The sequence below is a fragment of the Thermosynechococcus sp. B3 genome, assembly GCF_030323045.1.
Taxonomy (GTDB): domain Bacteria; phylum Cyanobacteriota; class Cyanobacteriia; order Thermosynechococcales; family Thermosynechococcaceae; genus Thermosynechococcus.
Genome location: NZ_CP097584.1, coordinates 944,374 through 957,229, shown reverse-complemented (window position 1 = coordinate 957,229; position 12,856 = coordinate 944,374). Strand labels below are relative to the sequence as shown.

Annotated in this window: 11 protein-coding genes and 1 pseudogene; 10 read left to right on the top strand and 2 right to left on the bottom strand. The window is 52.8% G+C overall.

The window, feature by feature from the left end:
• Positions 1 to 90 precede the first annotated feature (90 nt).
• Positions 91 to 675 carry a Uma2 family endonuclease gene (locus M0646_RS04860; protein WP_226972016.1) on the top strand — a complete coding sequence of 195 codons (585 nt, stop codon included), beginning with the start codon at positions 91 to 93 and terminating at the stop codon, positions 673 to 675.
• Here the strand turns inward: M0646_RS04860 and M0646_RS04855 are convergent.
• Positions 672 to 3,230 (bottom strand): DUF3536 domain-containing protein, encoded by a 2,559-nt coding sequence (locus M0646_RS04855; protein ID WP_286649924.1) that lies wholly within the window; start codon positions 3,228 to 3,230, stop codon positions 672 to 674. The genes M0646_RS04860 and M0646_RS04855 overlap by 4 nt on opposite strands.
• Positions 3,231 to 3,344: 114 nt before the next feature.
• Entirely contained in the window at positions 3,345 to 3,734 is a 390-nt protein-coding gene (locus tag M0646_RS04850) for a universal stress protein (protein WP_149818669.1), read from the bottom strand.
• 154 nt (positions 3,735 to 3,888) lie between these two features.
• Here M0646_RS04850 and M0646_RS04845 point away from each other — a divergent pair, with 154 nt between their 5' ends.
• The 9 genes and pseudogenes from M0646_RS04845 to purQ all read left to right on the top strand — a co-directional run bounded on the left by M0646_RS04845 (position 3,889) and on the right by purQ (position 12,856).
• Positions 3,889 to 5,091 (top strand): phosphoglycerate kinase, encoded by a 1,203-nt coding sequence (locus M0646_RS04845; protein ID WP_149818667.1) that lies wholly within the window; start codon positions 3,889 to 3,891, stop codon positions 5,089 to 5,091.
• A gap of 409 nt (positions 5,092 to 5,500) precedes the next feature.
• The gene (locus tag M0646_RS04840; protein WP_190278230.1) at positions 5,501 to 5,827 is read left to right on the top strand and encodes an HU family DNA-binding protein; all 327 of its coding nucleotides are present in this window, start codon (positions 5,501 to 5,503) and stop codon (positions 5,825 to 5,827) included.
• Between the two features lie 5 nt (positions 5,828 to 5,832).
• Positions 5,833 to 6,897, top strand: coding sequence for a threonine-phosphate decarboxylase CobD (cobD, locus tag M0646_RS04835; RefSeq protein ID WP_149818663.1), 1,065 nt, complete (start codon positions 5,833 to 5,835; stop codon positions 6,895 to 6,897).
• Between the two features lie 428 nt (positions 6,898 to 7,325).
• Positions 7,326 to 8,633: an aminopeptidase P N-terminal domain-containing protein gene (locus M0646_RS04830; RefSeq protein WP_286649923.1), complete on the top strand. Its 1,308-nt coding sequence runs from the start codon at positions 7,326 to 7,328 to the stop codon at positions 8,631 to 8,633.
• 507 nt (positions 8,634 to 9,140) lie between these two features.
• Positions 9,141 to 10,103: pseudogene (locus tag M0646_RS04825) on the top strand (transposase).
• Positions 10,104 to 10,290: 187 nt separating this feature from the next.
• A complete protein-coding gene (locus M0646_RS04820) occupies positions 10,291 to 11,250 on the top strand; it encodes an SPFH domain-containing protein (RefSeq protein WP_149818658.1) in 960 nt (319 codons plus the stop codon).
• Positions 11,251 to 11,253: 3 nt separating this feature from the next.
• Positions 11,254 to 11,523 carry a phosphoribosylformylglycinamidine synthase subunit PurS gene (gene purS / locus M0646_RS04815; protein ID WP_149818656.1) on the top strand — a complete coding sequence of 90 codons (270 nt, stop codon included), beginning with the start codon at positions 11,254 to 11,256 and terminating at the stop codon, positions 11,521 to 11,523.
• A gap of 5 nt (positions 11,524 to 11,528) precedes the next feature.
• Positions 11,529 to 12,134, top strand: a complete 606-nt coding sequence (locus tag M0646_RS04810) for a hypothetical protein (protein WP_286649921.1) — start codon at positions 11,529 to 11,531, stop codon at positions 12,132 to 12,134.
• Positions 12,131 to 12,856 (top strand): phosphoribosylformylglycinamidine synthase subunit PurQ, encoded by a 726-nt coding sequence (purQ, locus tag M0646_RS04805; RefSeq protein ID WP_149818651.1) that lies wholly within the window; start codon positions 12,131 to 12,133, stop codon positions 12,854 to 12,856. Before M0646_RS04810 ends, purQ begins: the two co-directional genes overlap by 4 nt.

Below are 12,856 nucleotides of genomic sequence, written 5' to 3'. Positions count from 1 at the left end.
AGTTCGCTGATTTTAACGAAACTGGACGTAGGTTTGGTCTGGCCAGAGGCAACTTTCCTAATTTGCTAGAACTGGGGTAGTGGAAACGCGATGAGAGGCTGCTCAGCCATGCTGACGATCGCCCTACAACCGGTGCTGGAACTAACCGATGAGCAGTTTGCCGCAATTTGCCGCCAAAACCCTGATCTGCGGCTGGAGCGATCGCCCCGTGGAGAATTAATCATTATGCCCCCCACAGGTGGAGAAACCGGCAGGCGCAATCTTCAAATAGCTGTTCAACTGTACCTCTGGAATCAGCAATCCCGATTGGGCGTTGCCTTTGACTCCTCGACGGGATTTAAGCTGCCCAATGGCGCCATTCGCAGTCCCGATGTTGCTTGGATTCCAAGCGATCGCTGGCACGCCTTGACCGCCGAACAACGGCAAGGATTTGTACCGCTTTGTCCCGATTTTGTGATTGAGCTGCGCAGTGATGATCTGCGGCCACTCGCAGCCAAAATGCGCGAATATCTGGACAATGGTTTGCACCTAGGCTGGCTGATTGACCCGCAAAATCAACGGGTAGAAATCTACCGTTCTCAAATACCCCCTGAAGTCGCGATCGCCCCTCGGCACCTCTCTGGGGAAGACCTGCTCCCTGGATTCGTGCTGGATTTAACGGAGATTCTTCCCTAGGAAGAGAGGGCAACCAATAGTTGGGGATCAACCTTGAGGCGGATAGCTAAGGTTTGTAGGTGCCGCCGATCGCCCTCGCTGAGGTGCCTGCCCTTCTGCCGCAGTTCACCCATCAGGGTATAAAGCTGTTCCTGTGCCCGATCCAGATTCAGGTTCAAACCTAAGGCATCGCCAATGGTGATCAAGTCCTGCAGCAGGGGACTCAACTGGCCAAGGGTGTCACTGTCGAGGTGGTGGGCAAGATAACGCAATCCAGTGCTAATTTGCTGCTCAAGGAGTCGCTGTTGCTCTTGAAGGCTAAGGTGACAACCCAACAACCGTGCTTCACGGGCGATCGCCGCCAATTCTGCTAAATGGTTTTGTAGATCCGCCAAGGGCAAATCACTGAGATCGCTCAGGTCTTGCTCTAAACCCCGCAAATGGCTAATGGCACGATGGGTCAACGCCACCGCTGCCGCGACTTGCAATTCTTGGGGCACACTCAGGCCATCCCGCTGAAACCCCATCAGGATACCGTAGTTATCGCGATAGACTTGGGTATAAAGCTGATCCAAGCGCGTAAGGGTTTCCCGCGCCAGCACCCCCATGAGACGGTGTCGTTCCTCAGCAAAGAGATCATCCAAGCTGTAGGCTACCCCCCCAAAGCGTTCCGTAATTGCCACCACCACCCGTGCTGCACTCCCCTGTTGGAAGGCTTGCAGGAGATGGGTCTTGATCTGGCTATATTCCCGCCGCCCTTGGAAGGGTTGAATCCCACAGTGGAAATCCCAGCCCCCCAAGTGCAAGACAGCAAAGATCAGCAGTTGGGACTCGGTTGTCATCGTCGAGGTGAGTTGAATCTGGCCGATCGCCAAGGTCAGGCTGCCCATGCGTTGGAGATGATAATCCCCCTGCTCGATCTCATAGCAGTAGAGCTGGTGTTGGCGGGGGTAGCTGTTAAAGAGGGAACTCATAGCATAGTGGGCGGCCACCTGCTGCAAGCTAATTTGAGCCGTTTTCACCAACTGGTGATAGACTGCTGCCCCATTGCCAAACTGGGGCACATTGCTGGGGGCAGCGGCCAGACGCTCAATAAACTCCGGTTCCAACTGCACCCCTGCCACATCTCCCGCCAGTTCGATCGCCCGTGCCGCATAGCGGAGAATTTGTACCCCCTCAGGCCGCGAGAGTTCATCAAAGAACCAGCCACAACTGGTAAACATCAGCAGGGCATGGTGCTGCATCTCCAGCAGACGCAGGGCATCAATTTGCTCGCTTTGACTCAGGGGGCGGCGTTGGTGATGTGCCAAAAAACGATGCAGGGTCTCCGGGGCGCGATCGCCCAGCACCTGAATATAGGCATCGCGGGCAGCCCAAACATCCTGAAATAGCTCGCCCCCAAGCGTTTCATAAATGTCAATTAGCTCATCCCGCAGCCAGTTCAGCGCCTCCCGCAAGGGGCGTCGCCACAGTTGCTGCCACTCGCCTCCGCCACCGCAACCACAATTGTCCTGCCAGCGATCCACGCCATGGGCACAACTCCACGCCGTGACGGGTTTGAGTTCCACCTCCCATGTGGGCGGGAACAGGCTGAGGTAGTAGGCAAAGTTAGTGATCTGCCAGCCTCGACGGGGAATTTCTACCTTAAAGGCATAGGCGAGGGCTTTTTCACCGCCATACTTGTGATGGCCAAAGGTTTCCCCATCAGTGGCAACGGCAATGATTTGACTGGGGCGATGATCGCCGCGTACGGCCTGCCCTAGGCGTCCTACTAGAAACTGCGAGCTACTGAGCAGGTCACTAAAGCCCATGTCCCGTGAAATGGGGCCATCGTAGAAGAAAATGTCGAGGTAATCCCGCTGGCGATCGCCCTCCGGCAAATAGCAGCGATAGGGACGGGTCGGATCAATTTGGCTGCCACTGACTTCAATCCACTCGCTTTCACCGTCAGCGAGAATGGGACGACAGCGTTGGGCTTGGGAAGGCGCCAAAATCGTAAAGCGAATCCCCTCTTGAATCAGGGCGGCTACGGTTTCATAGTCAATGGCCGTTTCCGCCAGCCACATCCCCTCCGGTTCGCGGCCAAACCGCCGCCGAAAGTCCGCCTTGCCCCACCGAATTTGCGTGAGTTTGTCGCGGTAGTTGGCCAAGGGCAAAATCATGTGGTTATAGACTTGGGCGATCGCGTTGCCGTGGCCATTGAAGCGCTGACAACTGTGGCGATCAGCCTCAATAATGCGCTGATAGACCTCAAGATCGTAGCGTTCGAGCCAACTAAAGAGCGTCGGACCGATATTAAAGCTGAGGTATTCAAAGTTATTGACAATATCAATGACCTCACCGCGATCGTTGAGAATCCGCGCAAAGGCATTGGGGCGATAGCACTCGTAGTAAATACGCTCATTCCAATCGTGGAACGGCTGGGCACTGGGTTGGTGTTCAATGGCATTGAGGTAGGGATTTTCGCGGGGGGGCTGATAGAAATGGCCATGGATGGTTACGTACACCCCAAGGGCTTGCAGTTGATCAGCAGCAGGGGAAAACACGGTCGGCGTCACATCTGTTGGATTCAGCATGCAGATCAACCACAAGACAACACATTCACTTTCCTTAGATCATCGGCGATCGCCCCAAGGGCTAGGCCACCTGTGACGAAACTTTAACCTCCGCAAGATTCAGTTACGCAGCGCCTAGGGCACCACCAAGACCGGACAGGGCGCCAAATTAATCACGCGGTTGCTGACACTTTCTTGAAACCCCTCTGGGGTCAGGCCCGTTCCTCGGCAACCCATAATAATCAAACTGGCATTGATCTCATCGGCCACATCACAGATCACAAAGGCCGGTTTGCCGCGCCGTAGCAAAGTTTCCGCCGCAATCGCGTGTTGGGCAAAGGCCTCCTTAGCACGATTCAAAAATTCTGTAATCGCTGCTTCTAATTCCGCATCCGGTTCAGGGCTTTCCTCCACTGATAGCAAAAACAACTGACTCTGAAACAACTTCACCATCTCCACCACGGTAGGTATGGCTTCTTGGGTGTCACGGCTACGGTCAATGGGAAAAAGAATGGTTTTGAACATAGAGTTCACCTCATTGGAGTCAAGTGGAAGGGCACGCCCTTGGGTAGAATGAGGGTCAGGTGAGGGTTCTGTAACGGGTCACTCCATCGCTGGCTGGGATTGTTATGCCCCTAGTACTATCATCCATGTTTTAACGCATTTAGGAGGCTCTAGCGTGTCTAAAAAATCTGTAGCGCAGTTATCGGCTGCCGACTTAGAAGGAAAGCGTGTCCTCGTGCGGGTGGATTTTAACGTTCCCGTCGATGAGAATGGCGTCATCACTGACGATACTCGCATCCGCGCCGCACTGCCCACCATTCAAGACCTGATCAGCAAAGGTGCCAAGGTGATTCTTGTCAGCCACTTTGGCCGTCCCAAGGGTGTGGATGATAAACTGCGCCTCACTCCTGTGGCTCAGCGGCTCTCGGAACTGCTCCACAAACCCGTGGCCAAGCTCGATGACTGCATTGGTGATGCCGTGGTGGCCCATACCCAAGCAATGGCCAATGGGGATGTCTGTCTTCTGGAGAATGTGCGCTTCCATCCGGGGGAAGAAAAAAATGATCCTGAATTTGCCAAGCAACTGGCGGCCTGTGCAGAAGTCTATGTCAATGATGCCTTTGGCACTGCGCACCGCGCCCATGCCTCAACTGCTGGGGTGACGCAATACCTCAGTCCCTGCGTGGCGGGCTTTTTGATTGAGAAAGAACTGGAATATCTCCAAAACGCCATTGAGCATCCCCGCCGTCCCTTGGCTGCGATTGTGGGGGGATCGAAAGTCTCTTCTAAAATTGGCGTGATTGAAGCCCTTTTAGAAAAAGTGGATAAATTGCTGATCGGCGGCGGCATGATCTTCACCTTCTACAAAGCGCGGGGGCTGAATGTGGGCAAATCCTTGGTGGAAGAAGACAAGTTGGAGCTAGCCAAACACCTCGAAGCCAAAGCCCAAGAAAAAGGGGTGGAGTTGCTCTTGCCCACAGATGTCGTGGTGGCGGATAACTTTGCCGCCGATGCCAATAGTCAAGTGGTCAGTATCGAAGCGATTCCCGATGGCTGGATGGGTCTGGATATTGGGCCTGCTTCCGTCAAGCGCTTTCAAGAGGCGCTCAAGGATTGCAAAACAGTGATCTGGAATGGCCCAATGGGGGTGTTTGAGTTTGATCAATTTGCTAAGGGCACGGAGGCGATCGCCCGCTGTTTGGCTGACCTCACCAGTGAGGGCGTCTCCACGATTATTGGCGGTGGCGATTCCGTAGCTGCTGTGGAAAAAGTGGGCGTTGCCGATCGCATGAGCCACATCTCCACCGGTGGTGGCGCCAGCCTTGAACTCCTCGAAGGCAAAGAACTTCCTGGTATTGCCGCCTTGGATGATGCCTAGGGGATAGATCATCGCCAATACGCTGTGATCAAATCCTCCGAATCCAAGCATTAAATTCATGAAATTTGTGAATGCCCCATCGTCTCAGCCATGGGGCTTTTTTGTTCTCTGGGGCGATATTCAGACCTTGGGACACCGTGATTTGTTAATTTTTCTAACAACTGTCACTGCCCCAAACTATCCCTGCAAAGAGGATGGAATAGGCTAAAAGACTGATGAATCAAGGGTTTGAGAAATTTCTAATGGATAAAAGTGGCTGAAAACCACATATCTTAAAGGTTTCAGGGTTCCAGTTGGGGTCTGGCTATTCTAGAATGAGGCTTGAAAGCAAGCAGAGGCAAGGGTTTCGTGCCTTTCACCCATTTGTTCCTCAATTAACAACCTTTAATGTTTCTGTGGAGTGATCCCCATGAATAAAGCTGAACTCGTGGATGCTGTGTTTAGTCGTGCCCATAGCACCAACAACGTCACCAAAAAGCAAGTTGAGGCCATTATCTCAGCCACCGTTGAGGAAATCATGGAGGCCGTGGCCAAGGGAGAAAAAGTGACACTAGTGGGCTTTGGTGCCTTTGAACCGCGGGAGCGCAAAGCCCGTGAAGGACGCAACCCGAAAACCAAAGAAAAAATGCAAATCCCAGCAACTACCGTTCCCGCCTTTTCAGCAGGGAAACTTTTCAAAGAAAAAGTTGCACCGCCGGCGGCTCCTGAACCGGCGGCCAAGGGCAAGAAAAAATAGTCTGAATGCCCCCCCGCCACGGTGGCAATTTAGCTTGGGCGGCAGCGATCGCTGGCTGTGCTCCCGATGCGATTTTGGATTTCTCCGCCAGTCTCAACCCCTGGGGACCTCCTGACTCAGTGATAGCCGCCCTTCAGGCGGCGCTGCCCACGATTCGTGACTATCCCGATCCCGATTGCCGTCCCTTGGTGGATGCCCTTGCCGCCCTGCATCAACTACCGAAGGATTATTTTTTGGTGGGCAACGGCGCGGCGGAGTTATTGACTTGGGTAGGTCGCGAGTGTGGCGATCGCCAGCAGATTTATCTTATTACTCCTGCCTTTGCTGACTACCGGCGGGCACTGGCGGCTTTTGCTTGCCCAATTGTGCCGATTCCCCTAGCCCAGGTGCAAAGCGGCTTTGGGGCGATCGCGCCTGCCCTAACCCCTGAAGATGCCATCCTCATTAACAATCCCCATAACCCCAGTGGACAGCTCTGGTCGCGGAATCAGCTCCAGCCCTTGCTAGAGACGGGTGCCTTAGTGGTCGTGGATGAAGCCTTTATGGACTTTTTGCCGCCGGCAGCGAGCGAGTCTCTCATCGCGGCTGTACCTGAGTACCCCAATTTAATCATCCTGCGATCGCTGACGAAGTTCTATGGTCTGGCGGGTCTGCGTCTCGGCTATGGGGTGTCGGCTCCAGAACGTTGGCAACGCTGGCGATCGTGGCGCGATCCCTGGAGTGTGAATTGCTTGGCAATCATTGCCGGTGTCACAGCTTTGGGCGATCGCCCCTTTCAGGAACAGACTTGGGCATGGTTACCGCCAGCGCGTCATGCCTTTGCGGCGGCCTTAAATAATATGCCCGAACTGAAGGTGGTGACCGAGAGCAAGGCAAACTTTCTACTCCTGCAAGCAACGGACACCATTTTGCCCCTGCAAACCTACCTCCTCCAGCAGCATCACATTTTGATTCGCGATTGTTGCAGCTTTCCCGAATTGGGCGCTTCCTACTTCCGAGTGGCGGTGCGCCGTGACAGCGAAAATCAGCGGCTCCTCGAGGGTTTGCGGGCTTATTACCAACGCCGGTAGGAATTGCATCCCCCAAAGCCAAGGTGGTATAGTAGCGGTACTGAAGGGGGCGTGGCGGAATGGTAGACGCTGCGGACTTAAGCAATTGAGCCTTAGTAGAGAAATCTATTAAGTGAATGCTCTCAAATTCAGGGAAACCTACGTTTGTCCATAGGGCAAATAGGGCAATCCTGAGCCAAGCCGTTTCCCATGGATCATTCCTCCAGAAACGGAAGGTGCAGAGACTCGACGGGAGCTACCCTACCGTAGATCCTCTACGCGGGTAAAGGGAGAGTCCAATCCTCAACACCCAAGGGGTGGTCGCGAAAGCGGCAGGAGGATGAAAATCCGTTGACCTTAAACAAGTCGTGAGGGTTCAAGTCCCTCCGCCCCCACCAAACCACTTCAGGGTCATCATTCCCAAGGGTTGACCCACTTTTCAAGGCGCGATGAAAACAGAGTACCAGCAACGACAGCAGCAGTTTTTAGAGAAATTGGGCACGGGTGTCGCTGTTTTCTGTAGTGCCCCGCGCGCCATCATGCATAATGATGTGGACTACAACTTTCGCCAAGAAAGTAACTTTTATTACCTCACGGGCTTTAATGAGCCAGAGGCCGTTGCTGTTTTTGCGCCCAACCACAGTGAGCATCGCTATGTTCTCTTTGTGCAGCCCAAGGATCTCAGCCAAGAGATCTGGACAGGGGCACGCCTTGGGGTAGAAGCAGCCAAGGAGCAATTAGGCGCCGATGCGGTGTATCCCATTGGCGAGCTAGAGCAGCACCTGCCGCGCTATCTGGAAACTGGCGACCCCCTATACTACCACTTTGGTCACCATGAGCGCTTTAATCAACTGATTCTCAAGCACTATCAACAGCTTTTAGCAACCCTACCCAAGCGGGGCACAGGGCCGCGGGCGATCGCCGATCCCAGTATTCTCTTGGCACCGATGCGGCAAATTAAATCAGCAGCAGAATTGGCCTTGATGCGCCAAGCGATCGCCATCACTGTCGAAGCCCATCAGCGTGCCCGCGAAGTGGCTGCCCCCGGACGCTGGGAATATGAAATTCAGGCGGAGATGGAGCATCTCTTTCGCCTACGGGGGGGCGATGGCCCGGCCTACCCTTCCATTGTGGCTTCAGGGCCCAATAGCTGTGTGCTCCACTACACTGAGAACCAACGGCAAATGGCAGCAGGAGACTTACTTTTAATTGATGCTGGCTGTGCCTATCGCTACTACAACGCTGATATTACCCGCACCTTTCCTGTGAGTGGCCAGTTCAGTGGCGAGCAAAGAGCCATCTATGAGATTGTGCTTGCTGCCCAAAAGGCGGCCATTGAGCAGGTGCAACCGGGGAATACCTACAACCAAATTCACGATGCGGCTGTGCGGGTGATCGTTGAGGGTCTGGTTGACCTTGGCCTGCTGCGGGGAGCGATTGACGATCTGATCAACGAAGGCAAAGAGAACAATACCCAGAAATATCGCACCTTCTTTATGCATGGCACCGGTCACTGGCTGGGTCTCGATGTCCATGATGTCGGTCTTTACAAGCACAACAAAGAGACATGGGTTACCCTGCAACCAGGTCAAGTGCTGACAGTGGAGCCGGGAATCTATATTCACCCCGAAGCAACTCCTGCTGAGGGTCAACCTGAGATTGGCGATCGCTGGCGCGGCATTGGTGTGCGCATCGAAGACGATGTCTTAGTCACCACCGAGGGGCACGAAGTACTGACAGCAGCGGCGCCCAAATAATAGAGAGCAGGAAGTCCTCCTCATTTAGTCCTTGACAGCAAGTCCCCGTGGAAAAAACTGTCAAATCCAAACGCCGCGTTCCTGACCATGGTGAAGTCTCACCCCCCAGCACATCGTGCAGGCCATGCTAGATTTAGTCCAGCCAGAAACCGAACGCATTAACTCGCCTTTCTTGGAACCCACCTGCGGTACTGGCAACTTCTCGGTAGAAATCCTCGCACGGAAGCCTGTTATGCCAAGGTTTAACTTGAATATGAGCGCTAGGCGGTGCTGGCAGTGGCATCAATTTATCGTATCGACATCGTAGAGGACAATACCGAGAAGTATCGCAAAAGGCACTAATCGTGTAATGAAGAGAAACGGCACACCTTCCCCTGTCGTCAAGCGAAGCAGAAAAAGAATAATAGCATTTGGTTCAGAAGTGTTGAAAGATAGTTTGAGAGGCTAGAAAAAAGGGAAGAAATGTCATATTCTTCCCTTAAAAGAAGAAGAAAAAATCAATTTACTATGGCATCTTTTGCAACTCTTGTCAAGTCCATTCTCAATCGGCTCAGCCCCTGTGACTACCCCGTGCTGAACTCTCAATTGTTCTTCAAAATCTGGTTGACCTACGTTCTCGACCAAGGGTTAACCAGTATGAGAGCCTTATTTTATCGCTTGAATCATGCAGGGATTACAGTGGATATGTCAACGTTTTCCAAAGCCAACAAAACTCGGACAACCCGCTTATTTGAGGGGATTTACACTCAACTGATGTCTCAAGCTCAAAAGAGACATCGTACTTCAAGCATGACGCTGTTTCCTATCGATTCAACCATCATTACCCTGACCAGTAAACTCTTTTGGTTCTATAAATATCATCAAGTGAAGTTAATTACGGGATTTGATTTAACAGAGAACATCATAGGTAAAGCGGTGATTTCTTTTGGGGAGAGACATGACTTGAGCTTTCAAGAGGAGATTCTAGAAATGATCTCTGAGAATACTGTTGTAATCATGGATAGAGGGTTTGCGAGCTGGCAATTTTTAGAGCGACTGAGTGAGAGGAAGTGCTCATTTGTTGTACGTATCAAGAATAACATGAGAATGAAGCTCAATCATGAGAGATATCGCGTGGTTCAATTTTTTGACGAGAATCAAACGGAGTTTCGTATAGCGACAAATCTAAAGGAGCTGAGTGATGAGGAAGTGAGTGAGTTATATCGGCATCGGTGGGCGATTGAGAACCTATGGAAATTTCTGAAGATGCATTTATCATTAGACAAGTTGATTACGAAGAGTTTGAACGGGGTGATAAATCAGATTTATATGGTTTTAATTGCCTATTTAATTTTAGAGCTGGTGGAGATACCTTAATACTTTGGGAAGAAGCTATTAGACAAATTGCGATATTTGCAACTGGAACTCAGTCGTCGCTGCTCGATAGTGCATTGGAGCTTTGATTGGCAGCCAGAGCTACTGGTCACTTAAAATGTTAAGTTTTGTTGCAGGATTCAACACTTCTGGGTATTAACCAAAATCCTTGCTCCATGGTGCCAGAATCAGCACTCCTAGGTCAGCTAAAGGCGAGTAACAAATTATGAATTAGCCGCTGCTGTAGCCCAACCTAGACCGCCAGCTCCTAGAGTAGTAGTGAACTGATTCAGGAACGGAAACTATGGGTGAACTCTTTGGCCTCCTGTTTCTACTGGGGTTTGGGGGCTGGGCTATTGGTAGCTCTGTGCGCATTGTCAATCAGGGCAATATGGCCTTGGTGGAGCGGTTAGGCAGCTATAGCCGTCGCTTGGAACCGGGGCTAAATTTTACAGTGCCGCTCCTTGATCGCGTGGTCTTTGAGCAAACGACTCGGGAAAAGGTCTTAGATATTCCGCCGCAGCAGTGTATCACCCGTGACAATGTGACGATTACGGTGGATGCCGTTGTTTACTGGCGGATTATTGATATGGAGCGCGCCTACTACAAGGTGGAAAACCTGAAGATGGCAATGGTGAATCTGGTGCAAACGCAGATTCGAGCAGAAATGGGGAAGCTAGAGCTGGATGAAACCTTTACCGCTCGTACTCAGGTGAATGAGAATCTCCTGCGGGATCTCGATATTGCTACAGATCCGTGGGGGGTGAAGGTGACCCGTGTGGAACTGCGGGATATTGCCCCCTCGAAGGCGGTTCAAGACTCAATGGAACTGCAAATGTCTGCGGAGCGCAAAAAACGGGCTGCGATTCTCACCTCTGAAGGGGAGCGGGAAGCAGCGATCAACTCGGCTCGAGGTAAAGCGGAAGCTCAAGTGTTAGCCGCCGAGGCCGAACAAAAAGCCACTATTCTGGCAGCGGAAGCAGAACAAAAAGTGGTGGTGTTGCGTGCCCAAGCTGAGCGCCAAGATCAGATTTTGCGTGCCCAAGGAACTGCAGAAGCAATGAAAATTATTGCCGCAGCACTGCGCGAAGATCCCAAGGCCAAGGAAGCGCTCCAGTTTCTCCTTGCTCAGGGCTATTTAGATATGGGACGCACCATTGGCCATAGTGATAGCAGTAAAGTACTATTTATGGATCCCAGCAGTATCCCGGCAACGATTGAGGGTGTGAAGTCCCTGATCGAGCAGTCCCCCCGCGAGGTATAGTCCATGGCACAATTTCAGGCACAGGTTTTTGTTACGCTGCGACCATCGGTGTTAGATCCCGCAGGCGTCGCGGTACAGGCGGGGATTCATCATCTGGGCTATACCAATGTGCAAGCGGTGCGCATTGGCAAACTGGTGGAACTCACTCTAGAGGCCAGCGATCGCGCCACTGCCGAGGCACAACTCACCCACATTGCCGATCAACTGTTGGCCAACCCCGTGATTGAAACCTTTCGCATTGAATTGCAGGAGCTGGCAACTGCCGCAGGATAGGCACGATGTTCAACTGGTGGGATGATCTATTAGCCAGTATCGAGGCGGGCATCAAGGCCGGGATTGAATCGGGATTAGAGTCCTTGGCGGAGACCCTTGCCCCCTTGCTTCAGGTACCGGAACCCGCAGCCCCCTTCCAACGGGTTGCCCTTTTTCGGGCGGGTGTGGATCAGCCTATTGCTGGCTCTGGTCTCAGGGTCGAAGGTGCCGCTTGGTATCTGGAGTCCCACTGGCCGCAGACGATTCCCCTCTTTGAACTCCCGGAAGCCCACCTCTGGTTGGAAGTGCCCTCTGCCCAAGGGGGCGATCAATTGCTCCTGTGCCGTGCCTTAGTGAAAACCGGGATGCTGCCTGAGGGGGGACAACTCTTCCTCAGCCGCAGTCAACCCTTTGGTTGGACATTTTCCCGCACGGTTTCCCTCGTGGGCGATCGCGACTGGCACCTGTGCGAAGTGCCTTTTCACCTCAAACCAGAACCCCAGACCCCCGGCTTGATTAAAATTGGGGTGGAATTCATGGGACACGGTGTGGTCTGGCTACGGGATATTGAGCTACTCCATGCCCCTGCCAAGTTAAAGCCGATTACTGACGTGATGGATGGATTGCTGTGAGTCATGCCCTAAACGTGGGGATTGTTGTTTTTCCCGGATCCAATTGCGATCGCGATGTGGCCTACGTCACGAGTGAAATTCTCCAATGGCGAACGCAACTGCTGTGGCACGAAGAGACCCATCTGAGTGACTATGATTTGATTGTGCTACCAGGGGGCTTCAGTTTTGGTGATTATTTGCGCTGTGGGGCGATCGCCCGCTTCTCACCAATTATGGCCGCCGTCAAAGACCATGCCGCCGCTGGCAAATGGGTGCTGGGCATTTGTAATGGGTTTCAAATCCTGACCGAGGCCAAACTGCTCCCCGGTGCTCTAGTGCGCAATCGGGACTTGCATTTTATTTGCGATCGCGTGTATTTGCGCCTAGAAGCCAAGGAACGCCCGTGGCTACAGGCCTATGGCGATAAAACGGTGATTCGCTTGCCCATTGCCCACGGTGAGGGCTGCTACTACGCCGATGCCGCCACCCTCGCTGAACTGGAAGCCAACCGCCAAGTCCTCTTTCGCTATGCCGATGCCCAAGGGAATGTCACCCCTGAGAGTAATCCCAATGGTTCGCTCAACAATATCGCCGGTATTTGCAATGCTGCTGGCAATGTGTTAGGCATGATGCCCCACCCTGAGCGCGCCGCTGACCCCGCCTTGAGCCACTCCCCCAGTGACCATACTTTAGACGGCTTGCAGTTATTTAAGTCCCTCTTGAATGCCGCCGTTTGCTGTTGA

Excerpts from the sequence above, each read along its gene's own strand:
- M0646_RS04860 (WP_226972016.1), top strand. The coding sequence starts at position 91 with ATGAGAGGCTGCTCAGCCATGCTGACGATCGCCCTACAACCGGTGCTG.
- M0646_RS04855 (WP_286649924.1), bottom strand. The coding sequence starts at position 3,230 with ATGCTGAATCCAACAGATGTGACGCCGACCGTGTTTTCCCCTGCTGCT.
- M0646_RS04850 (WP_149818669.1), bottom strand. The coding sequence starts at position 3,734 with ATGTTCAAAACCATTCTTTTTCCCATTGACCGTAGCCGTGACACCCAA.
- M0646_RS04840 (WP_190278230.1), top strand. The coding sequence starts at position 5,501 with ATGAATAAAGCTGAACTCGTGGATGCTGTGTTTAGTCGTGCCCATAGC.
- cobD (WP_149818663.1), top strand. The coding sequence starts at position 5,833 with ATGCCCCCCCGCCACGGTGGCAATTTAGCTTGGGCGGCAGCGATCGCT.
- M0646_RS04830 (WP_286649923.1), top strand. The coding sequence starts at position 7,326 with ATGAAAACAGAGTACCAGCAACGACAGCAGCAGTTTTTAGAGAAATTG.
- M0646_RS04820 (WP_149818658.1), top strand. The coding sequence starts at position 10,291 with ATGGGTGAACTCTTTGGCCTCCTGTTTCTACTGGGGTTTGGGGGCTGG.
- purS (WP_149818656.1), top strand. The coding sequence starts at position 11,254 with ATGGCACAATTTCAGGCACAGGTTTTTGTTACGCTGCGACCATCGGTG.
- M0646_RS04810 (WP_286649921.1), top strand. The coding sequence starts at position 11,529 with ATGTTCAACTGGTGGGATGATCTATTAGCCAGTATCGAGGCGGGCATC.